We start from the raw sequence: 22119 nt of genomic DNA, 5'->3' as shown, positions 1-22119 counted from the left end.
CGCCCCAACGGCCCCGCCGGGCGAACCCCGGCGCGGACGGCCTCCCGCTGTACCCTGAGAGCGATGGCCGTCCACTCGAAGCACCCGGCGTCGGCGCCGCCGGAACCGCCGGTCCGCGAGAAGACCGGCCACCTCATGCTGCGCGGCTGGTGCATCTTCCTGCTCTTCATGTCGCTGTCGGGCACCGCGTGGGTCAACGCGTTCGGTGAGCTCACCGCGGCCGTCATCACCATCGCGGGGGGCGTGCTCTCCGCGGTGCTGTGGTTCGTCGTCCGCCCGCATCTGCAGTGGCGGCGTCTGCCCTGGTTCGTCGTCGCGTACGTGGCGTGGGCGACGGCCTCGCTCGCCTGGTCGGCGTGGCCCCAGACGACGGCGCTGACGCTGCTGCTGCTGTACATCACGACCCTGCAGGCGCTCTTCATCGGCAGCGTGCTCACGTGGCGCGAGCTCGTGCGGGCGGCCGCGACGGCGCTGAAGTGGGCGGTGGCCCTCTCGATCCTCTTCGAGCTCTGGGTGGCGGTGTTCATCGGGCAGCCGATCCTGCCGGGCTTCGTGGTCGGCAAGGCGGACGACCCCATCGAGTACTGGTCCCGCAACAACCTCTTCGACTTCCCCGGGCGCCTCCAGGGCATCATGGGCAACGCGAATCTCCTGGCGCCCGTCGCGCTCCTCGCGATCGTCGTGTTCGCGATCCGCCTCGCATCGGGGGCGCCGCGACGCACGTTCCTGTGGATCTGGATCGGCCTCTCGGCCTTCCTGTTCGTGCGCGCGTCGTCGGCGACGGCATACCTCGCGGCCGCCGCCGTCGCTGTCGTGCTCGTCACGGTGCTGCTCATGCGCCGGGCGACCAGGCCGGGTGAGCGCACCAAGTACTACCTCGCCTACGCCGCCGTGGGCCTCGGCGGACTCGTCGCCTTGTGGATGCTGCGCGACGCGATCTTCACCGGCCTCGGTCGCAGCGCCGACCTCACGGGCCGCGAGCGCATCTGGGAGGCGGTGCTGGCGCGGGCGGCGGAGCGCCCCTGGACCGGCTGGGGTTTCGCGACCCCCTGGGTGACGGCCGACCCGGCGTTCGACGGCTGGATCATCGACCACGGCCAGGCCGTGATGCAGGCACACAACATGTGGGTCGACGTCGCGATGCAGCTCGGCATCGTGGGCGTGGTGCTGCTCGCGCTGCTCTACCTCGCCTTCGTGTGGCGCGCGTGGTTCTTCGCCGTCGACCGGCCGCGGTGGGATCTGCGCGCCGACCGGCCGTACTCGCCGCTCACCCTCCTGCCGACGCTCGTGGGGGCCATCGTGCTCGTGCAGGGGCTCGCCGAATCGAGCCCGCTCCTGCTGTGGGGCTGGCTGTTCGTCGTGATGCTCGGCGCGAAGATCAAGCAGTCGCCGCACGTCGGCGTCGGACCGGCCGAGCAGAGCGCGGCGATCGAGCGCGGCGACGCCGTCGCGCGCGAGGGCTCGGCGGGACGAGAGCCGGGCACCGCGCCGGACGGCGCCGCGGACGGGCGGCCGGCGGGGCGCCGGGCGTGAGCGACACCCGGCCCTCGTCCCCGGGGTGGCTCGGAGCACTGCTGGCGTCGGCATCCTTCGCCCGCGCCTACACGCTGGTCGTGTTCGGGACCGTCTTCTCGGCGTTCGCGATCGAGCGCACGGCGGGCCGGGTCACCTACGTCACCATCGTCACGGGACTGTGCGTCTTCGGCGCCGCGGTGATGGTGGCGCGCCGACGCGAGCTCTCGTTGCTGCGGCTGGTGCCCACGACCGTCGTCGCATTCGTCGGGTGGGCGCTCGCGAGCGTCTTCTGGAGCAGCGACGAGACCGCGTCGTTCTGGAGCTGGGTGTCGATGGCGGCGCTCGCCTTCCTGGCCGTCGTCATCGGCCACGTACGCGACACGCTGCAGACGGTCCGTGCGCTCGGCGACGTGCTGCGCGTGCTCCTCGGGATCTCGCTCGCTCTCGAGGTGCTGTCGGGCATCCTCCTGGACCTCCCCTTCACCTTCCTCGGCATCCAGGGCGATCTCGCCCAGCTCGGTCCGGTGCAGGGCATCTTCGGCACCCGCAATCTGCTGGGGTTCGTCGCCGTCATCGCCCTCATCACTTTCCTCATCGAGTACCGCACGCAGTCGGTGGCCCCGGGGGTCTCGGTCGCATCGGTCGTGCTGGCGGGCGGCATGGCCGCGCTGAGCGACTCCCCCACGGTCGTCGTGCTGGCCCTCGGCGTCGGCCTCGCCGTGGGAGCGCTCGCGCTCGTGCGGCACGCCCGTCCCGAGCGGCGCGCCGGTCTGCAGCTGGGCCTCGGAGCCCTGGTGGTCGTCGGGGTGTTCGTGGGCTATGCGGCGCGGCATCCCATCATCGCGCTGCTCGGTGCCGGCACCGACTTCTCGATGCGCGTCGAGCTGTGGAACTTCATGGTCGACATCCTCCGCCAGAGGCCGGTGCAGGGCTTCGGGTGGTTCGGCGTGTGGAACCAGCGCGAGTACCCCTTCAACGCCATCAACTTCTGGCTCGACAAGGACCACGCCACCGGCCTGAACGCCTACTTCGATGTCGCCCTGCAGCTCGGCTGGGTCGGACTGGTGCTCTTCCTGGCGCTCGCCGCCCTCGCGCTCGCCCGCTCGTGGCTCGTCGCCGGCGAGCGCCGCTCGGTCGTGTACGCCTGGACGCCGCTCATCCTCGTGACCCTCCTCATCGACTCGATGTTCGAGAGCTTCACGCTGACGGGCCTGGGCTGGCTCATGCTCGTGCTGTGCGCGGTGCGGGCCGGTCAGTCGCGGTCGTGGCGGGAGCGGCTGGACAGCGGGACGGATGCCGGGGGCGCGGCGGGCGCCGACGGCTCCGGGCTTCCCCACGCCCAGGGAGAGCAGGGAGCGGCAGGGTAGGCTTCTCTCCGGCCCGACGTCTCGGCGCCAGCCATCCCCTTCGGAGATCAGCCACGTGACCCACGTTCCGTCCGCCGCGCCGTTCGACCCGACCACCGCGACCATCGCCGTGGTCACCTACAACCGCTCCGGCCTGCTCACGCGCCTTCTGACGAGCCTCGTCGAGATGGACCCCAAGCCGGGCAGCATCGTGATCGTCGACAACGCGTCGACCGACGACACCCCCGATGTCGTGGAGTCGTTCCGCGACAGCCTTGCGCCCGCGGACCTCGTCTACCGCCGCATGGAGAAGAACACGGGCGGGTCCGGCGGCTTCAGCGAGGGCATGCGGGTCGCATACGAGCTCGGCTCCGAGTGGATCTGGCTCATGGACGACGACGTCGAGGTGCTCCCCGACGGCCTGGCCAAGATGGGCAAGTGGGCGCCGCGCTTCAAGAGCATCCAGGGTCGCCGCTACGACTACGACGGCAGCGCCTTCTACTGGCAGTACCGCATCGCCGAGCCCCTCGGCATCCCGATCCCGTTCGCCCCTGCCGAGTTCGACGATTCCGGCTTCAAGCCGATGAACTCCGGATGCTTCGAGGGCATGTTCATCCACCGCGACATCGTGCAACAGATCGGGCTGCCCGATCCGCGATTCTTCATCTACTGGGACGACCAGACCTACGGCTGGCTGGCCTCGCGCAAGACGCAGGCCGTCATCGTCGACGAGTTCGTCCTGCGCCGCACGCGAGAGATCAAGCAGTGGGACATGGGCATCCGCCACATGAACGCGTCCAGCAACGCCTACCGCTACTACATCATGCGCAACCGGGCCTACATCAAGAAGTACTACCGGTCGCTCGACGTCTACAACCCGCTCCTCTTCGCCCTCGGCACCGCGCTGACGTTCGGCAAGGAGCTCATCCGACTGGTGTTCGTGGAGCGCACCTTCCGCGGCACGTCGAATCTCTTCAAGGGCCTGCGCGACGGCCGCAGGATCGCGAAGGATGCCTCGTGGCAGCCGATGCCGCCGCTGCAGCCCGCGACGGCCGAGGCCTGACGCCTCGGCGGCGAGCCCCGTGCGCGTGAAGGCTCAGCCGCCGGTGGCGTAGTCGGAGTTGTAGCGCGCCAGAACCTCGCCGATCGGGGCGTCCATCGCCAGCCGGTGCTTGTCGAGGTAGAGACCGCGCGTGCAGAAGCGGCTCAGATCGCGATCATTGTGCGAGACGAAGAACAGCGTGCGCCCCTCGTCGAGGAGCTCATCGATGCGGGCGTAGCACTTCTCCCGGAACGCCTTGTCGCCCACGGCGAGCACCTCGTCCACGAGGAGGATCGGCTCCTCGAGCTGCGACACCACCGAGAACGCCAGCCGCACCTTCATTCCGTTGCTGAGGTGCTTGTAGGGCGTGTCGACGAAGTCCTCGAGCTCTGCGAAGTCGATGATCGCGTCGAAGCGACGCGCGACCTCCGCCTTGGACATCCCGTGGAGCCCCGCCGTCAGCCGCACGTTCTCGCGCACGGTCAGGTCGCCGACGAAACCGCCCGTGATCTCGATGAGCGGCGCGACACCGCCGTTGACCGCCACCGTCCCCTCGTCGGGAAGGAGAACGCCGGCGACGAGCTTCAGGAGCGTCGACTTGCCCTGCCCGTTGCGCCCGACGACGCCGATCGACTCGCCGGGTCTCACGGTGAAGCTGACATCCCGCAGCGCCCAGAACTCGCCCGGCTTCGAGCGACGGCCGGAGTCGGCGAAGAGGTCCTTGATGCTGCGGCGGCCACGACGATTGCGGCGGAATCGCACGCCGAGACCCTGCACGTCGATCGCCGCACCGGAAGGCGTCGTCATCACAGCTCCTTCAGGACGGGACGCTCGAGCCGCCGGAACGCGAAGATGCCGAGGGCGAGGAAGAGGAGCGACATGACGGCGCCGATGCCGATGACCCACGGGTTCCACTCCCCCGGGAAGAAGCCCACGCGATAGAGGGCGAAGATCCCCGAGAGCGGGTTGAAGGCGGCGAGGGTCGCGAAGGCACCCGGCAGGTCCTCGACGCCGTAGATGACGGGCGACGCGTAGAACAGGGCGCGGAGGATGAGCCTGGTCGTCCGCTCGAGGTCGTTCCAGATCACGCACAGCGGAGCGACGAGAAGCCCGATCCCGACGAGGAGGGCCGTCTGCAGCAGCACGGCGACCGGAATCCAGAGAAGCCCCCAGTTCAGCTGGGCCGGTGCGGCGGAGAACTGGGTGATGACGACGAACAGGGCGAGCACCGGCAGCGAGCAGAGGAACTCGATCCCTTTGCTCAGCACGATGCGGTTCACCCAGATCGAACGCGGGATCGCGGTGGACCGCACCAGCCGTGCGTCCTTGTTGAAGGCGCGGGTGAAGTCCGACACCGACGTGTTGAACCAGACCCACGGCAGCAGCGCCGTGATGAGGAAGACGATGTAGGGCTCGTGACCGACGGTGCGCTGGAACACCTGCGTGAAGACGAACCAGTAGATGGCGCCCATGACCAGCGGGTCGAGGATCGACCACAGGTAACCGAGCGCACTCGTGGCGTAGCGCACTTTGAGATCGCGCGCCGAGAGCAGCCACAGCGAATGCAGGTAGCGCCGGGCGGATCCAGGGGCGCCGACGGCGGCTGTGGTCACGGTGTCGAGTCTAGGCGAGCCGTCGCCGCCCCTCCGCGACAGGACGCGCTCACGGCAGGGGGCCGCACTGGTCTATCCGATAGAGACGCGTGTCTGCCTCGGAGGCGACCTCGGTGAACAGTCCCGCCTCGACGGCCTGGTGCGGCCCGGGGAAATGATTGCCTGCCGGATCGCCGCCACCGAAGGCGTGCGGAGAGAAGACCAGGTAACGCACCCGCAGTTCGTCGAGCGCCTCGCACACGGCCGGATTCTGCCCGATCTCCGCGAGCTGCCACGCGAGAGTCACCCGGGCCGGATCCCATTGGCCGTTCACGTGCGGGAACACCGGTTCGCGGGAGCCGAACGCCAGCGTCCACGCCGATCCGTCCCACGGATCGCCCAGCACGCGCTCCCCCTCGGGGACGATCTCGTCGAGCCGTGCGAAGAAGTCCGCCTGTGCGCGGGAGACGACCTCCTGCTGCGCATCGCTCTCGGGAAGGTGGAACACCGTGGCGACGGAGGTCGACACCCCCGTGAGCGCGAGCGTCAGAGCGGAGGTCGCCGCCACGGTCCACGCCGCCGCCACCGCGATGCCCTCCTTCCGGCGCGCGCGGAGGAGGCGCGCAGCGGCCACGACGCCGAGGGTCGCCAGCGGCACGCCCAGCACCGGCAGCACCGAGCTCAGGCGGAACTTGTCCTTGTACCAGAGCGCCGTCGCGAGCTTGGTCACGACATCGTCGGTGCCGGCCGCGAGCACGTACAGCAGCGCCAGGGCGGCGTAGGCGATCACGATCCACCTCGTCCGGCGCATGCGCCACCCGGCGACCGCGCCGAACAGCACCGCCGCCGCCAGCAGCACGGCGGGAAAAGTGACGGTCGCGCCGACCCCGGTGAGCCAGGACTGCGACACCACTTGCCACACGCCCGTCCAGAGCGGCTGCACGGCCGCTGCCTGCGGGCCGCCGAGCCGGTCGTCCAGCGGGCGCGTGAAGAGGCCGAGCCGGAAGATCACGTACCAGGCCCCGGCTGCGGCGACGCACACCAATCCGGTCGCCGCCGTGCCGAGGATCCACGTCGTCCGCCGGCGGCTCGTCCCGTCAGCGCGGAGCCCCCGGTGCGCCGCCTTCACGGCCACCGCGGCTCCCGGGATCGCCATCAGCAGCACCCAGCTCGCCAGCACGCGCGGCTGGGAGAAGACGATGGCCCCCGCGGCCGCGGCCGTGCCCGCCGCGCCCCAGAGCACGATGCGCGGGCGCTGCACCCGGCGCGCAGCACGGGCGGTCCGCCACGTGAGCACCGGCACGGCCACCGCCACGGGAAGCAGCGTCGTGGCGAGGAACGTCGGATACAGGGTGCCCCACGTGAGGAGCGCGTACGGCATCGCCCCGAACGCCGTGCCGATCGGAAGGGCGACGAGCGCGGCCGTCGTGGGCCTCACCCCGGGCAGGCACACCTGGGTCAGCCACGCGACCCCGGGCAGCCAGACGGCGGCGCACACGGCGATCCACGACGCGTTGACCGCGAGCGCCAGCGGCGACCCCGTCACCTGGACGGCCATGGCGACGATCGAATGCCAGGCCGCGGGATAGAAGGCGAACGCGCGGTCCGTCTCGATCAGCGTGCGAAGCGTGAGCGACGACGCGTCGCCGTGGGCGAGGATGTCGGCGATCGCCGAGACATGGAAGACGTTGTCGTAGGTCTGGCTGACCAGCGACGGACTGGGCGTGGCCGCGAAGGCGATCACCGCGATCAGCACGGCCGAGATCGCCCAGCTCGTCACGAGTGGCACGGCGGCGCCGCCGCCCGGCACTCGCAGGCCCCGCCGCGGCAAGAGCCACAGCACGCCCGCGACGACGAAGGCGACGAGAGCCGGCTGCCAGGCGGCGAAGGGAAGACGGACGAGGGATGCCGCGATCCCGGCCACGCCGATGGCGACGACCGACACCGGACCGGCGAGAGCCGCCCGCGCGAGCAGCCCCATGCGCACCGGAGCGAGCGCGATCAGGCCCGGCAGCAGCACGACGGCCAGCGCGGCGAGGGTGACGGGTACGACCGCCCACCAGCTGAGATCGGTCACGCGATCTGGTTGTTCCACATCGACAGCGCCGCCCCGATGGCCATGTGCATGTCGAGGTACTGGTAGGTCCCCAGACGGCCCCCGAACAGCACGTCCTGCTCACCCTTCGCCAGTTCGCGGTAGGCCAGCAGGCCGGAGCGGTCCTCGGGGGTGTTGACCGGGTAGTAGGGCTCGTCATCACGCGACGCGAACCGGGAGAACTCCCGCATGATCACCGTCTTGTCGGCCGGGTAGCGGTCCGCGCGCTCGGGATGGAAGTGCTTGAACTCGTGGATGCGCGTGTACGGCACCTCGGCGTCGGCGTAATTCATCACGGAGGTGCCCTGGAAGTCGCCGACGTCCAGCACCTCCTCCTCGAAGTCCAGCGTGCGCCACGACAGGGCGCCCTCGGCGTAGTCGAAGTAGCGGTCGACCGGGCCGGTGTACACGATCGGGACCCGGCCGACGGTGGACCGCTTGTTCAGCGGCTGCGACTCGTCGAAGAAGTCGGTGCCCAGCCGCACCTCGATGTTCTCGTGATCGGCCATCCGCTCCAGCCACGCGGTGTACCCGTCGGCCGGGAGGCCTTCCCACGTGTCGTTGAAGTACCGGTTGTCGTAGGTGTAGCGCACCGGAAGCCGGCTGATGACCTCGGCAGGCAGCTCCTTCGGATCGGTCTGCCACTGCTTGGCGGTGTAGTCCCGGATGAACGCCTCGTAGAGGGGCCGGCCGATCAGACCGATGCCGCGCTCCTCGAGGTTCTGAGCCTCCTTGGCATCGAACTCCCCCGCGAGCTCGTGCACGAGAGCCCGCGCCTGGTCGGGCGAGTACGCCGCCTGGAAGAACTGATTGATGGTGCCGAGGTTGATCGGCATCGGATACACGACGCCCTTGTGGTTCGTGTAGACCCGGTGCACGTAGCCGGTGAACGTGGTGAACCGGTTCACGTACTCCCACACCGTCGGGTTCGACGTGTGGAAGAGGTGCGCCCCGTAACGGTGCACCTCGATGCCCGTCGTCGGTTCGTCCTCGCTGTAGGCGTTCCCGCCGATGTGGGGGCGGCGGTCGATGACGGTGACCTTGCGACCGGATGCCGCGGCCCGCTCGGCGATCGTGAGGCCGAAGAAGCCGGAGCCGACGATGAGGAGATCCATGCGTTACGCGAAGCCTTTCCGGGTGCTCGGACGCCCGTAACAGTCTAGGGATGCGCGTCGGTGCTCATCGCGAACCGGCGCTGCCAGGCCGCAGGCGATGCGAGCGCGGGCGCTTCCGCACGATACCGTCGGGCGAGCCGCGGCCACGCCAGCCACATCCGCAGCCGGAGCCGCGACGCGTTCCGCAGGCCGCGCCACATCTCCGACCGGTCGCGCCGCACGACGAACGCTCCCCTGCCCGCCGCCGCGTCGACCACGGCGGCATCCAGAGCTCCCAGCGACCACCACTTGCCGTCCGTGCGGGCGAGCCGCACCGGATCCGGGGTCGGCCGGGGTGCGCGCAGCTGATGGAGGATCACCCGCGCGATCCTCCCCACCGCCGACCTCGGCCCGCGAGGGCGCACCGGCGATATGCGGCGCGCGGCGGGCAGCTGCGCCTCCGGCACCACCGCCTGGCCCGCCCGCGCCAGGAGACGCGCGGGGCGGGCCGGACCCTGCCGGAGGGTCTCCTCCAGGTGCGAGGGGCCGTCGAGGATGTCGAGGAGCGCCTGGTTGCGTACGCGGACGGAGCCGTATTGGGCGCACAGGAGGTGGTTGACGTCCTGCCGGAACGACGACGTCAGGACGCCGCCGCCGCGCCGGCCGCCGTGGAGCAGCGCCGCGACGATGCGGTTGCGCAGCTGGAAATACGCCTGCCAGTCGAGGCCGTCGTCCTTGGCGGTCCACGGCATGTGCCACAGGGCCGCTCCGGGGAGCGACACCGTCCCGACTCCGGCGTCCGCCGCCCGCAGCCCGAACTCGGCGTCGTCCCACTTGATGAAGAGCGGCAGAGAGGCGCCCGCCGTTCGGACGAGCGGCACGGGCACCAGGCACATCCACCACCCGTTGAAGTCGACGTCGACCCGTCGGCTCAGCGCCGGCGTGTTCTCGATGGTGGCCGTCGCCAGATCGAGGGTCGACAGCGAGGGATCCACCGGCTCCCACCAGAAGCCCCGCCGCGAGATGCGTTCACCGAAGGAGTGGAGCACCGCCGGCTCCACCAGGCTCAGCATCTGGGCGCCGACGATGACCGGCGTCCGGGCGTGCTCGGCGAACCGGGCGGCCCGGTGCAGGGACTCCGGCTCGAGGTCGACGTCGTCATCGAGGAGCAGTACGTGGCTGCCTTCCGCACCGAGCGCCTCCACCATGCCGCGGCTGAATCCGCCGGACCCGCCGAGGTTGGGCTGCTCGATCACGCGGAGCCTCTCGCCGAGGCGGGCCGCGACCGCCGCGAAGCCCGGGTCACGCCGCAGCGGACGCGTCCCCTGGTCGGCGACGACGACGAGCCCGACCCGGGCCCGGAGGTCGTCGCCGGCGAGTCGGTCGAGCAGCCGCACACAGTCGGTCTCGCGGTCGAAGGTGGTGATCGCGACGGTGACCGTGACGGCCGAGGCGGGGGCGTCGCTCGTCTCCCAGACGGCATCGCCGACTGTGACCGCTGCGTCGCCGGCCGTGATCTCGAGCCACATCCATCCGGTCCCGGCGTCGCAGGACGCGTCGAGAGTCGCCCTTCCTCCGGCGACCGAGACCGAAGCTCGCGCGGATGCCCGCCCCGCGGCATCCGTCCGTCTCAGCGTCACGGTCGCCTCGCCGTCGACGACGACCGACGCCCGCACGCGGCGCACGCCGGTGTGCGCCGCCCAGTACGCCGCCGGGAACGCGCCGAAGTAGGTCGCGAACGACACCGTCTGTCCCGGTGCCGCCTGCACCGACGTGCGCGACGCGGGCACCCCGCCGCGCGTGTACAGCACGGCCCGCTGGGGGTCTTCGGGAAGAAGGCAGCGCTGGATCACGTGCCATTCCGCAGCCATTCTCAACCTCTCGTCGTGCGCGGCGCGCGGGGGCGCTGCGGCGCGGCAACAGTAGCATCGGGGCCCCGGGTGATCCGGCGGAGGATGACCGGAGCGGTCGTCCAGGGTTCCTCTGGCAGGATGGTACGTCGTGAAAGGCATCATTCTGGCAGGTGGCTCCGGCACACGTCTGCACCCGATCACTCTCGGCGTCTCGAAGCAGTTGATCCCGGTGTACGACAAACCGATGGTGTACTACCCGCTGTCGACGCTGATGCTGGCCGGCATCACCGAGATCCTGGTGATCACGACACCCCACGATGCCGATGCGTTCGAGCGTCTGCTCGGCGACGGATCGCAGTTCGGGATCTCGATCACCTTCGCGCAGCAGCCGTCGCCCGACGGTCTGGCGCAGGCGTTCGTGATCGGCGCGGACTTCATCGGCGACGACACCGTCGCGCTGGTCCTCGGCGACAACCTGCTGTACGGCCCCGGGCTGGGAACCCGCCTCAAGCGCTTCTCGAACATCACGGGCGGCGCGGTGTTCGCGTACTGGGTCGCGGAACCGGAGGCGTACGGCGTGGTCGAGTTCGACGCGACCGGCCGTGCGGTGTCGCTGGAGGAGAAGCCGGCTCAGCCGAAGAGCAACTACGCCATCCCCGGGCTGTACTTCTACGACAACGACGTCGTGGAGATCGCGCAGAACCTTCAGCCCAGCCCGCGCGGCGAGCTCGAGATCACCGACGTGAACCGCGAGTACCTGCGACGCGGTCAGCTGCAGGTCGAGGTGCTCCCCCGCGGCACCGCGTGGCTCGACACGGGAACGTTCGACCAGATGACGGATGCGGCCGACTACGTGCGCACGATGGAGCGGCGCACCGGCGTGCGGATCGGCGTCCCCGAGGAGGTCGGCTGGCGTCAGGGCATGATCAGCGACGACCAGCTGCGCGTGCGCGGCGAGAAGCTCGTGAAATCCGGCTACGGAAAGTACCTGCTGGACGTATTGGAAAGAGGACGCTGATGGCGCGCAACCTGCTGGTGACCGGCGGCGCCGGGTTCATCGGGTCGAACTTCGTGCATCACGTGGTCGCGCACACCGACGATCACGTGACCGTGCTGGACAAGCTCACCTATGCCGGCAACAAGGCCTCGCTGGCCGGGCTCCCCGGCGACCGCGTCACGTTCGTGCAGGGCGACATCGCCGACGCCGCCCTCGTGGATGCGCTGTTCGCCGACGCCGACGCGGTCGTGCACTACGCCGCCGAGTCGCACAACGACAACTCGCTGCACGACCCCCGGCCGTTCCTGGACACCAACATCATCGGCACCTACACGCTGCTGGAGGCCGCCCGCCGGCACGGGCGGCGGTTGCACCACATCTCCACGGACGAGGTGTACGGCGACCTCGAGCTGGACGACCCGGCCCGCTTCACCGAGCAGACCCCGTACAACCCGTCCAGCCCGTACTCGTCGACCAAGGCCGGCTCCGACCTGCTCGTGCGCGCCTGGGTGCGCTCGTTCGGCGTGCAGGCGACGATCTCGAACTGCTCCAACAACTACGGCCCGTATCAGCACGTGGAGAAGTTCATCCCGCGGCAGATCACCAACGTGCTCCGCGGCATCCGCCCCAAGCTCTACGGCAAGGGCGAGAACGTGCGCGACTGGATCCACGCCGACGACCACTCCTCCGCCGTCCTCACCATCCTCGAGCAGGGCGTCATCGGCGAGACCTACCTCATCGGCGCCGACGGCGAGAAGAACAACAAGGACGTCGTCGAGCTGATCCTCACCCTGATGGGCCAGCCGGCCGACGCGTACGACCACGTCACCGACCGGGCCGGCCACGACCTGCGGTACGCCATCGATTCCACCAAGCTCCGCACCGAGCTCGGCTGGACCCCCCAGTACGGCGACTTCGAAGCAGGCCTTGCCGCGACCATCGACTGGTACCGGGCCAACGAGGACTGGTGGGCGCCCTCCAAAGACGGCGTCGAAGCCTTCTACGCCACAAAGGGGCAGTGACTTTCGTGACGTTCCCCCCGCTGGGCGAGTCCCAGCCGGACCAGCCCGACCAGCCGCCGCCGACACGCGACGGCGCACCGGACGAGGCACCGAAGAGGCCGCGACTCGCGCGCGCCATCAAGGTGCTCCGGTGGGTGCTGATCCTCGCGGTCATCGGCTTCGCGACCTGGTACTTCATCACGATCTGGGGCGACGTCGCGCCGGTGATCGCCGAGATGAACCCGTGGGCGATCGCCGGCTCTTTCGGCGTGCTCCTCGTGGGCATGGTGCTGAACGTGATCGCGTGGGTGACCCTGCTGCACGGCCTGGGCCACCAGGTGCCCTTCATCCGCAGCGCCCAGATCATGCTGGTGGGTCAGCTGGGCAAGTACGTCCCCGGCTCGGCGTGGGCGTACGTCCTGCAGATGGAGATCGGGCGCCAGTACGGAGTCGCGCGCGCCCGCGTGCTCGTCGCCTCGCTGTATGCCGCGGGAGTGGGCGTGGTCGCCTCGCTGATCCTCGGAGCGGTGGCCCTTCCCCAGCTGTCGGAGGGCTATCCGCAGCTGCTCTGGCTGTTCCTCCTCCTCCCCGTGGGCCTCGCGTGCCTGCACCCGGCCGTGATGACCTTCCTCGCGAACCTGGTGCTGAAGCTGTTCCGCCGGCCCCCGCTCGAGAAGAAAGTGCGGCTGGGCACCACCATGGGCGCGCTGGCGTGGTCGCTGGGCTCGTACCTCCTGTACGGGCTCCACCTCTGGCTGCTCACGTCGGGCAAGGCCCCGTTCACCGAGGTGCTGCTCTTCGCGGCTGCCCTCGGCCTCGGCTTCACCGCGAGCCTGTTCGCGTTCATCCTGCCGTCGGGGGTCGGTGTGCGGGAGGCGGTGCTGATCGCCATGACCGGCATGGTCCTCACGGTCGCCGAAGCGTCGGCCATCGCCCTGGTCTCCCGGGCGATGTTCACGGCCGGAGATCTCCTCACCGCCGGCGCCGCCGCGCTCGCCGCCTTCCTCATGCATCGCAAACTCCACGCTGCGGACGCCGCCAGCGCCGAATACTCCGACATCGTCGACTGACGACGCCACCCGATCTTCATCCGCGCACTTTCGCAGAGGTCCTCCGTGCATCAAGTACCCGACGAGCGTCTCGCCCTCGTGATCATCCCGACGTACAACGAGAGCGAGAACATCGCCTCCATCGTCGAGCGCGTTCTGAAGGCCTCACCTTCCGTACACGTGCTGGTCGTCGATGACGGGAGTCCCGACGGCACCGGCGAGATCGCCGAGCGCCTGAGCGAGGCGGACGACCGCATCCAAGTGATGCATCGCGCGGAGAAGAACGGGCTGGGTGCCGCTTACCTCGCCGGGTTCGCCAGCGGGATGGCACAGGGTTACAAGCTGCTGGTCGAGATGGACGCCGACGGGTCGCATCCGCCCGAGCGCCTGCCCGCGTTGATCAGCGCCGTCGTGGACGATTCCGGCGGGCGGGTCGGCGGGTCCATCGGGTCCCGGTGGGTCCGGGGCGGGTCCGTCGTCAACTGGCCCCGGACGCGTCAGCTGATCAGCCGGGGCGGCAGCTGGTACGCGCGCACCATGCTGGGGCTGCCGATCAGGGACGTGACGGCCGGCTACCGGGTCTACCGCTCGGAGGTGCTCGAACAGATCCTCGCCGACTCGGTCGAGTCCCGCGGGTACTGCTTCCAGATCGACCTCACGCGGCGCGCCGTCGGGGCCGGCTACCAGCTCGTCGAGGTGCCGATCGAGTTCCGCGAACGAGAAGCCGGCGAATCGAAGATGAGCGGCGGAATCGTGGTCGAGGCCATGCTCCGGGTCACCCAGTGGGGCTTCGCGCGACTGTTCCGTCGCGACACCTTCGCGCGCTGACGGCCTCCTCCTCGCTGGGGGCCCTTTCCCGGCCTCGGATCACCGTGCGGTGTGGGCGAGCACATCCTCGCAGCGCAGATCGACGCTCCGATCCGGAGCAACAGGAAGCGTCACGTCCTCCGGCGCGTCGGGTCCGGCGCAGACCTCCTCGGCGGCGCGCACGGCGGGCGACCACCGGTCCACCCAGTCGCGCAGCGAGATCGTGTGCGTGCTTCCGTTGGCGAGGACGATCAGCAGCGCCAGTGTGGACACCCACGCCGCCGTCTTGACGAGCAGGGGGCGCGGATAGCGCTTCACCGCGATCGCCGCCGCGAGCGGCACCACCGAGACGAGCATCATGCCGGATGCGACGCCGTACCGGATGTTCACCACCAGGGTCGCGATGCTGCTGAGACCCTCCTCCGCGTACATGAACCACACGTCACTGTTGGCCCAGGCGCTTCCGGTGTAGATCGCGGCCGAACCCAGGAGCAGCGCGACCGTGAGAAGGCGCTGATCGCCGTTGCCCCACATCAGGGCGAGGACCGCGGCGATCGTCACGGGGATCAGGATGATCACGGCGACCAGCACGCCGTGATCCAGCACCCAGGCCCGGATCGTCACAGGATCGGCGGTGACGAGGGGCATGACCGTGTTGATCATCCATCCGAGCACGGTCGAAGGGATGCTCAGCGGCCCGTTGCCCGTGCCGCGGTCCACGGTGACGGCGGTGAGCACCTGGCCCGCCGCGGCGACGAGGAAGCCGCCGAGGATCGGCCAGGAGAGCCGGTCCCGCCGCCGCAGGCGGAAGAAGATCAGGAAGACGAAGAAGACGGCCTGGATCTCCGTCATGACGACGGCCCAGGTGACGACGGCCCAGCCGGCGCTGGTCCACCAGCTGCGCGGGCGATAGAGCAGCAGCCACGGCGTCAGCCACATGGCGTACGTGTGCAGATCGGCGAGGTTGCCGATGGTCTCCTGCGTCGCCAGGGGGATGATGACGGTGATGAGCCCCAGCGCGATGCGGCCGGGCTGCCACGGCACGAGATCCCGCGACAGCCAGTAGACGGCACCCGCGGTGAGGCCGGTGAGGACCGCGCAGATCGCGAAGACGGTGACCGGATAACGCTCCAGGTCGAGCACGGGGAAGAGCCCCGCGATGACCAGCCGGGGGATGAAGTGCTGGTAGCCGGCGTAGCCGTTGAACAGCACCGCCCAGGGACCGCGGTCGAGGGCTTCGCCGAGGAAGATGTTCGAATCCTCGGCCCACACGCGGTCCCGATGATCGCCCGGCACTCGGAACCAGGTGATCAGCGTTCCGGCCACGACGAGGACGACGAAGAGCGTCGGCTCCAACCAGCGCGCGGCCGTCACCCGCGACACCCTCGATCCGATGTCGCTCGCGGCGACCTGTGTCATCGGGGCAGGTCCTTCAGTCGCGGATGCCCGCGGTCCTTGTCGGAGAGCTCCGCATCGGCGAGCGGGATCGGCCAGTCGATCGCCACGTCCTCGTCGGCGAGGTTCAGGAACGTGTACTGACTCTGCGCCTCCGGGCTCCAGTGGTCGTTCACGAGGTACGTGTACGCCGTATTCGGCTCGAGCGTCTGGTACGAGTTCCCGATCCCCCGCGGCACGAAGATCGCCGTCGAGGGGTCGAGCTCCGCGGTGAACACGGCGCCGAAGTCGGGACCCGGACGAAGGTCGACCCAGGCTCCGAAGACCCGCCCGAACGCGATGGAGATGAACTTGTCCCACGGCTCGGCGTGGATGCCCCGGGTCGTTCCCACGGCATCGTTGAAGGAGATGTTGTTCTGCACCGGCCCGAAGTCGGGGAGGCCGATGGCGAGCATCTTCTCGCGCTGCCAGTTCTCCTTGAACCATCCCCGGTTGTCACCGTGGACCGGGAGGTCGATCAGGAGCAGTCCGGGGATGGGAGTGCTGTGCGCTTGCAGGGACTTGCCGTACTCGAGTGCCACTGGGTCAGCCTAGTCGCTGCCGCCTGAGCATCACCGCCGCGCGGCGGGCGCCGTCAGTTCGCGGCGCCGGCCGATGCCATGACCTCGCGGATGCGCGACGCGTCGCCCCACACTGCGGGCGAGTCGTACGGCCGGTCGGGGAAGGCGCCGTACTCGAGCGAGATCGGCAGCTCGTTCTCGGCGATGAAGGCCTCCACCTGGTCGGCGAGCGACACGGGCTCTCCGGAGGAGCAGTTCAGGATGCCGGTCACACCGGGCGTGGTCGCGGCGACCGCGATCTGCTCTGCGAGTTCCCGCACCTCGATGAAGTCGTACTTGTTGCGGCCGGAGGTGAACGGGAGCGTCGCGTCGCCCCGGTCGACCGCCTCGAGCAGACGGGTGAAGATCGAGTTGTTCTGACGGTCGTCGCCGTAGATGTAGTAGCACCGGAGCCACGCGAGCTCGACCTTGTCTGCCAGGGCGAGGAAGAGCCCGGCCCGCAGGGCGTTCTTCGCCACGCCGTAAAGCGACCGGGGATTGGCGGGCGTGTCCGCGTCGATCGCGCCCTCCCAGTACCCGATCTCGTGCATGGTCCCGAGCACGCTGATCCGCGGGACTCCGAGGTCGGCGACGGCGGTGAGGAGGCGGTAGTGCGCCGAGAGCGTCAGCATGTGCGACGGTGCGTTGTGGGAGAAGCCGTCCTGCCATGCGAGGTGGACGACGGCATCCGGCTCGCCGCGGACGAGGTCGGCCGGATCGAAATCCGGAGCGAGGAGGTCGGCCTCGAGGACCTCGGCGCGAGGATCGACGACGCCGCCACGACCCGGGCGCACGACTGCCGTGACCCGGTGTCCCCGGTCGAGGAGTGCGCTCACGACATGTCGGCCGATGTAGCCGGCGGCTCCTGTGACGACGACGCTGGCTGCATGCTGAGAGGCGCTCATGGTGCTGTCAAGTATATTCGTCGTGTGCCCTCGACCCATGCCCGACGAAGCCCGTCTGATGACGGCTGAGGCCCGATACACGCGCCTGGCCGAACTTCCGATGCGCCCCGTGGGCGGGGCATCCAAGTCGCCCGGGCGCCGGCTGCGCGAGATCGCCCAGCATCGCGAGCTGCTCATGCTGCTCACGCGCCGCGACCTGCAGGTTCGCTATCGCGGCAGCGCCCTGGGGTTCCTGTGGACCCTGATCCGCCCGCTGGTGATGCTGCTCACCTACTACCTCATCCTCGGACAGGTGCTGGGGGCGGCCAAGGGCATCCCGAATTTCGGGATCTACATCTTCTCGGGCCTCACGATCTACATGCTCTTCTCGGAGAGCGTCGGCGCGGCGGCCGGGTCGATCGTCAACAACGGCGGCCTGGTCAAGAAGATCTACCTTCCGCGCGAGATCTTCCCGCTCGCCAGCGTGGGGGGCGCGATCTTCCTCTTCGCGATGCAGATGATCGTGCTCGTCGGCTCGGTCGTGTTCTTCCAGCAGTGGCCCGACCCGTTCGGCCTCCTCTATCTGTTCCCCTCGATCCTCCTGGTGATCGTCTACTCGCTCGCGCTGGGACTCCTGCTGTCAGCGCTCAACGTGTACCTGCGCGACGTCCAGTACATCACCGAGATCATGCTGACCCTGCTGATGTGGGCCTCGCCGATCGTGTACTCGTGGCAGATGGTGGCCGACGTGATCGCCCGTTTCGGCCTTCCCGCGTGGACCCTCGAGCTGTACACGAACAACCCTCTGACGCTGGCGGTGCTGGGATTCCACCGAGCGCTGTGGGCGGGCGGCACCGCCGCCGACTATCCCCCCGACCTCGCCCTTCGCATGGGAGTGGCCGGGGTGATCGGACTGGCCCTGCTGGGTCTCGCCCACCTGCTCTTCCAGCGGCTGCAGGGCAGCCTCGCCCAGGAGCTCTGACATGACGACGACAGCGGCGCGACCAGATGTCGTGAGAATCGAGCACGTCTCGAAGGCCTTCGTGGTCCGTACGGACAACACGATCAAGGATCGGGTGCTGGGGTACTTCAAGGCCCGCCGGCACCGCCGCGTGCACACCGCCACCGACGATCTCTCGCTCTCGATCCAGGCCGGGACGACGGTCGGTCTGCTGGGTGCGAACGGATCGGGCAAGAGCACGCTCCTGAAGCTCATCGGCGGCATCCTCTCTCCCGACTCGGGCGAGGTCCTCGTGCGCGGCAAGGTCGCCGCGCTCCTCGAGCTGGGCGCCGGGTTCCACCCCGAGCTGAGCGGACGTGAGAACGTCTTCCTGAACGCGTCCCTCCTGGGCCTGAGCCGGGAGGAGACGGAAGCCAGGTTCGATGAGATCGTCGCGTTCTCCGGGATCGGCGAGTTCATCGAGAACGAGGTGAAGTTCTACTCGTCGGGCATGTACATGCGGCTGGCATTCGCCGTCGCCGTCCACACCGACCCCGACATCCTTCTCGTCGACGAGGTGCTCGCCGTCGGCGACGAGGCGTTCCAGCGCAAGTGCATGGACAAGATCCGCAGCTTCCAGCAGGAGGGGCGCACGATCATCATCGTCAGTCACGCGTCCACGCAGATCGCCGAGCTGTGCGACGAGACGTTCGTGCTGAACGATGGCAAGGTCGCCTACCACGGCAACGCTCAAGGCGGCCTCGCCGCCCTCCGCGACATCCTCGAGTACGGTCGGGTGGGCGCCGGCCCCTCGCAGGTCGAACAAGAGGTCGACACCCACGCTCTGCGGGTCACGGCAATCAGCACGCTCGACGCCGACGGCGCGGCCACGAGTCACTTCATGCAGGGCGACGCGATGACGCTGCGCCTCACGGTCGCCGCATCCGACCGCGTCGAGAACTGGACGATCGGCTTCGGGATCGACAGCCCGAACGGGCAGATGGTCCTCGGCACCAGCAGCGACCGGCTGAAGCGCGACCTGCGCGTCCTCGACGCGGGCGAGACGATGGATGTCGACTTCCAGATCCGCTCGATCTACCTGGGCGTCGGCGAGTACTTCGTGAACGCCCGGGCGACCGACCTCGGCCGCTCGGACTCCGACGTCCTGTGGCAGGGGGCCCTCGTCCACGTCGACGGCAGCGAGAACAGCGTCGGCACGGTCGTCGCCGACGTCGACTTCGCTACGAGCGGCTGAACGAGACCCCGCCGCCGTTCGAGCGCGCCACCCCGTTCTGGAACTGCTGGACGCAGCTCCCGGCGTCGCAGGTGGGCGCCGCCGTGGGCCACCCGAGCCACGTCGTCTCCGCGCCGTAGTGGTACCACATGTCGATGATGGGACCGTAGGGGCTGAACACCGGCGCTCCCCCGACCCGCTGGGTGAGGACGCCCGTGGCGTAGTGCTGGCTCCAGGCCCCCCCGCTCGCGGTGCCGAAGCGGATCGAGTTGAGCGCGGGGCCGAAGCCGGCCATGCCGCCGCTGCTCTTCCACGTGCTCGCCAGCGAGCCGAAGGTGGAGTAGGTCCCCCAGGTGGATGTCGACAGCACGCTGAGCTGGAACGTCTGGGTGCACCCGGATGGGGCGCACTCCTGTGCGCCCACCGGCCAGCCGTCGGCGCCTGCCTCGGCGCCGTTCGCGGACCACATCCGCTGGATCGGGCCGTAGGGGACGAAGAATCTCCCGGCGGAGGTCCCGGCGAGGATGCCGGCGGAGAAGTTCTGCAGCGATCCGCCGCCGCGAGCGGAACTCGTCGACTGATCGTTGAGGGCGGCGCCGAGTCCGGACATGCCGCCGCGCGCGGTCCACTCCGCGCCGAACCCGCCGACGATGGCGTGCGCGCCGTAGACCTTCTCATCGGTCACCGCCCCGCCGGTGAAGCGCTGCGAGCACCCGACGGCCTCGCACTTGTAGGCCGTCGTCGGCCATCCGAGCGCGCCTTGACCGCTGCCGTTGCGCGCCCAGACGGTCTGGATCTTGGAGTATGGCACGAGAACGAATCCGGCGGCGCTCTGCACGAGCACGCCGGACTGGAAGTTCTGGACCCAGGCGGGCCCGGCGGCGGGCGTGGAATAGACCATCGTGTTCACGGCGGCCCCGAGGCTGCCCTCGAGCCCGCCCGTCTTGAGCCAGTGATCCTTGACCCCGCCCCACAGCGCGTGGGCGCCGTACGTCTTGGTCGAGGTCATCACCGACGAGACGAACGACTGCACGCACGCACCCGCCGTGGTGCACCGCTGCTCCCCGTTCGGCCAGCCCATGGCCTGATAGGGACCGCCCTCGCGGTCGTAGCCGTCGAGGATCGCCCCCTTGGGAACGAACACGGTGCCCCCGGTGTAACTGCCGTACAGGGTGCCGCCGGTGAACCGCTGGTACCAGCCCTGGCCGTTCTGCTCGACGAAGACCGGGTACGAGGCGGGGCTCCCGATGCGGCCGGATGCGCCCCCGTTGGCGTTGTAGTACGAGAGGAAGCCGTCGAGCACCGTGTAGCGGCGGGGATCGCCGAACCAGTCGGTGAAGAGCCGCCAGAAGTTGCGGTTGCCGTAGGCCGAGCAGCTGTCACCGGTGCCGTAGAGGTTCTTGAGGGCGGCCGCATTCGGCGTGTACGGGGTGTAGATGTACAGCGCGGCGGTCGCCTGGTTGGCGATGTAGACGCTCTTGGTGCCGCACGAGACCTTCGGGTTGTAGAGGATGTTGTTCGTGCGCCCCGCGCGGTAGCCGAAGCTGTCGGGGTTCAGCCTGTACACCTCGAACTGACGGGCTCCGTAGTACACCTGGTAGAAGAACCCCGCCACCGAGGGGTCGCACGGCGCCGTGTCGGGGCAGCCCTGCCCCATCGCGGCCTTGTACGCCCACGCCGACGGCGCGCGCGAGGACACCAGGCCCTGCTCCTTTTCGAGGAGCACGAGGATGGCGCGCTGACTGATTCCGCAGCTGCGGGCCACCGCATCGATGATCTGGGCAGCCGTCTGGTACGCGGAGCCGCGGTAGCCGTCGCAGTAGCGGTCGGCGGCGATCGTCGCGGTGGACTGCCCGTACGACTTCAGGCAGGTGTAGCCGGCCGAGCAGGAGCTCACCTTCCCGTCGAGGAACGCCTGCACGTCGTAGGAGGTCATGGCGTTCGAGTCGTAGAAGACCGAGTCGTCGATGATGTACCCGGCGTCCCAGTCGGCCGCAGAGGCGGCGACGGCGGGGGCGGGAGCGGATGCCAGTGGCACGAGGACCGCGATCATGGCGACGACCACGAGCATCGCCGCCCGGCGCCGCGAGACGCCGGTTCGGCGGCTGGTGGGAGCGGTCACTGAACCTCCACCGCTGTCGAGGACGAACGGCCGGTGACTCCGGCGGAGCTTCTGTAGGAGAGCACCAGATCCCAGGTCCCCGCGGCGAGTTCGCTGCGGGCGATGCGGAGCACCGGGCAGTAGCTGTTGTCGCCGCTCGGGTTCGCGGTGACCTCGGCGGTGCGGGTCCGCGAGCCGCTCGCGGCGGTGAGGACGCAGACGGCGGAAGGGTCCGTCTGCCCCACCACGATTCCCGTGACCTCGAGACCCGCGTCGGTGACGTCAGCCGTGATGATGGCGATCTCGGCCGAGCCCGGATCCTCCGCCGGCGGAACCGTCGGAGTGGGGACGTCCGTGGGAGACGGCGCGCTCGTCGGAGTGGGCGCACCGCTCGGCGGCACGGACGGGGACGCGTCGGGTGTCGCGACCCGCGTCGGCGTCGCACTCGCGGTCGGACTCGGCGTGGCTCCCGGCGCCGCGTACGGAGCGCACGCGGCAAGTGACGCCGTCGCGGTGATCAGCATCAGGGGCCAGAGCGCACGCGTTCGACGGATCCCCCTGGCCTTGATCACCTT

Annotated in this window: 18 protein-coding genes and 1 pseudogene; 9 read left to right on the top strand and 10 right to left on the bottom strand. The window is 69.5% G+C overall.

Annotation, left to right across the window (positions count from 1 at the left end):
- Positions 1-63 precede the first annotated feature (63 nt).
- The 3 genes from ACN9MP_RS05315 to ACN9MP_RS05305 are packed head-to-tail and all read left to right on the top strand — an operon-like array spanning position 64 to position 3924.
- Positions 64-1533, top strand: a complete 1470-nt coding sequence (locus tag ACN9MP_RS05315; protein ID WP_426324275.1) for an O-antigen ligase family protein — start codon at positions 64-66, stop codon at positions 1531-1533.
- On the top strand, positions 1530-2882 hold the full coding sequence (locus ACN9MP_RS05310) for an O-antigen ligase family protein (RefSeq protein WP_426324274.1): 1353 nt from the start codon (positions 1530-1532) through the stop codon (positions 2880-2882). The genes ACN9MP_RS05315 and ACN9MP_RS05310 overlap by 4 nt, the downstream gene beginning before the upstream one ends.
- A gap of 55 nt (positions 2883-2937) precedes the next feature.
- The gene (locus ACN9MP_RS05305; protein ID WP_426324273.1) at positions 2938-3924 is read left to right on the top strand and encodes a glycosyltransferase family 2 protein; all 987 of its coding nucleotides are present in this window, start codon (positions 2938-2940) and stop codon (positions 3922-3924) included.
- 33 nt (positions 3925-3957) lie between these two features.
- On the opposite strand, the gene ACN9MP_RS05300 is transcribed toward ACN9MP_RS05305, so the two are convergent.
- From ACN9MP_RS05300 to ACN9MP_RS05280, 5 genes are read right to left on the bottom strand one after another with little or no spacing between them, the layout of a single operon-like run.
- The gene (locus ACN9MP_RS05300; protein ID WP_426324272.1) at positions 3958-4710 is read right to left on the bottom strand and encodes an ABC transporter ATP-binding protein; all 753 of its coding nucleotides are present in this window, start codon (positions 4708-4710) and stop codon (positions 3958-3960) included.
- Positions 4710-5516 carry an ABC transporter permease gene (locus ACN9MP_RS05295; protein WP_426324271.1) on the bottom strand — a complete coding sequence of 269 codons (807 nt, stop codon included), beginning with the start codon at positions 5514-5516 and terminating at the stop codon, positions 4710-4712. Before ACN9MP_RS05295 ends, ACN9MP_RS05300 begins: the two co-directional genes overlap by 1 nt.
- A gap of 49 nt (positions 5517-5565) precedes the next feature.
- A complete protein-coding gene (locus ACN9MP_RS05290) occupies positions 5566-7572 on the bottom strand; it encodes a DUF6541 family protein (RefSeq protein WP_426324270.1) in 2007 nt (668 codons plus the stop codon).
- On the bottom strand, positions 7569-8705 hold the full coding sequence (gene glf / locus ACN9MP_RS05285) for a UDP-galactopyranose mutase (RefSeq protein WP_426324269.1): 1137 nt from the start codon (positions 8703-8705) through the stop codon (positions 7569-7571). The genes ACN9MP_RS05290 and glf overlap by 4 nt, the downstream gene beginning before the upstream one ends.
- Positions 8706-8749: 44 nt before the next feature.
- The gene (locus tag ACN9MP_RS05280) at positions 8750-10555 is read right to left on the bottom strand and encodes a glycosyltransferase (protein WP_426324268.1); all 1806 of its coding nucleotides are present in this window, start codon (positions 10553-10555) and stop codon (positions 8750-8752) included.
- Positions 10556-10685: 130 nt separating this feature from the next.
- Between ACN9MP_RS05280 and rfbA the strand changes: the two genes are divergently transcribed.
- Genes rfbA through ACN9MP_RS05260 form a run of 4 tightly spaced genes read left to right on the top strand, consistent with a single transcriptional unit; the run spans position 10686 to position 14412 of the window.
- Positions 10686-11555 carry a glucose-1-phosphate thymidylyltransferase RfbA gene (gene rfbA, locus ACN9MP_RS05275; protein WP_426323944.1) on the top strand — a complete coding sequence of 290 codons (870 nt, stop codon included), beginning with the start codon at positions 10686-10688 and terminating at the stop codon, positions 11553-11555.
- Positions 11555-12556 (top strand): dTDP-glucose 4,6-dehydratase, encoded by a 1002-nt coding sequence (gene rfbB / locus ACN9MP_RS05270; protein WP_426324267.1) that lies wholly within the window; start codon positions 11555-11557, stop codon positions 12554-12556. Before rfbA ends, rfbB begins: the two co-directional genes overlap by 1 nt.
- A gap of 5 nt (positions 12557-12561) precedes the next feature.
- On the top strand, positions 12562-13605 hold the full coding sequence (locus tag ACN9MP_RS05265) for a lysylphosphatidylglycerol synthase domain-containing protein (RefSeq protein ID WP_426324266.1): 1044 nt from the start codon (positions 12562-12564) through the stop codon (positions 13603-13605).
- 45 nt (positions 13606-13650) lie between these two features.
- Positions 13651-14412 carry a polyprenol monophosphomannose synthase gene (locus ACN9MP_RS05260; protein ID WP_426324265.1) on the top strand — a complete coding sequence of 254 codons (762 nt, stop codon included), beginning with the start codon at positions 13651-13653 and terminating at the stop codon, positions 14410-14412.
- 39 nt (positions 14413-14451) lie between these two features.
- On the opposite strand, the gene ACN9MP_RS05255 is transcribed toward ACN9MP_RS05260, so the two are convergent.
- From ACN9MP_RS05255 to ACN9MP_RS05245, 3 genes and pseudogenes are all read right to left on the bottom strand, one after another.
- Positions 14452-15810, bottom strand: a complete 1359-nt coding sequence (locus ACN9MP_RS05255) for a hypothetical protein (RefSeq protein ID WP_426324264.1) — start codon at positions 15808-15810, stop codon at positions 14452-14454.
- Positions 15811-15815: 5 nt separating this feature from the next.
- A pseudogene (locus ACN9MP_RS05250) lies at positions 15816-16367 on the bottom strand (dTDP-4-dehydrorhamnose 3,5-epimerase family protein); the annotation flags it as partial.
- Positions 16368-16420: 53 nt separating this feature from the next.
- On the bottom strand, positions 16421-17290 hold the full coding sequence (locus tag ACN9MP_RS05245; protein WP_426324263.1) for an NAD-dependent epimerase/dehydratase family protein: 870 nt from the start codon (positions 17288-17290) through the stop codon (positions 16421-16423).
- A 37-nt stretch (positions 17291-17327) separates the two neighbouring features.
- On the opposite strand from ACN9MP_RS05245, the gene ACN9MP_RS05240 reads away from it, so the two are divergent.
- Both ACN9MP_RS05240 and ACN9MP_RS05235 read left to right on the top strand, forming a co-directional pair.
- Positions 17328-18251, top strand: a complete 924-nt coding sequence (locus tag ACN9MP_RS05240; RefSeq protein ID WP_426324262.1) for an ABC transporter permease — start codon at positions 17328-17330, stop codon at positions 18249-18251.
- A gap of 1 nt (position 18252) precedes the next feature.
- Positions 18253-19464, top strand: coding sequence for an ABC transporter ATP-binding protein (locus tag ACN9MP_RS05235; RefSeq protein ID WP_426324261.1), 1212 nt, complete (start codon positions 18253-18255; stop codon positions 19462-19464).
- Here the strand turns inward: ACN9MP_RS05235 and ACN9MP_RS05230 are convergent.
- Both ACN9MP_RS05230 and ACN9MP_RS05225 read right to left on the bottom strand, forming a co-directional pair.
- Positions 19451-21565, bottom strand: a complete 2115-nt coding sequence (locus ACN9MP_RS05230; protein ID WP_426324260.1) for an LGFP repeat-containing protein — start codon at positions 21563-21565, stop codon at positions 19451-19453. The genes ACN9MP_RS05235 and ACN9MP_RS05230 overlap by 14 nt on opposite strands.
- Entirely contained in the window at positions 21562-22116 is a 555-nt protein-coding gene (locus tag ACN9MP_RS05225) for a hypothetical protein (protein ID WP_426324259.1), read from the bottom strand. Before ACN9MP_RS05225 ends, ACN9MP_RS05230 begins: the two co-directional genes overlap by 4 nt.
- Between the last annotated feature and the right edge of the window lie 3 nt (positions 22117-22119).

The sequence above is a fragment of the Microbacterium sp. E-13 genome (genome assembly GCF_049912955.1).
Lineage (GTDB): Bacteria > Actinomycetota > Actinomycetes > Actinomycetales > Microbacteriaceae > Microbacterium.
This window is presented reverse-complemented; position numbering and strand designations above follow the sequence as displayed.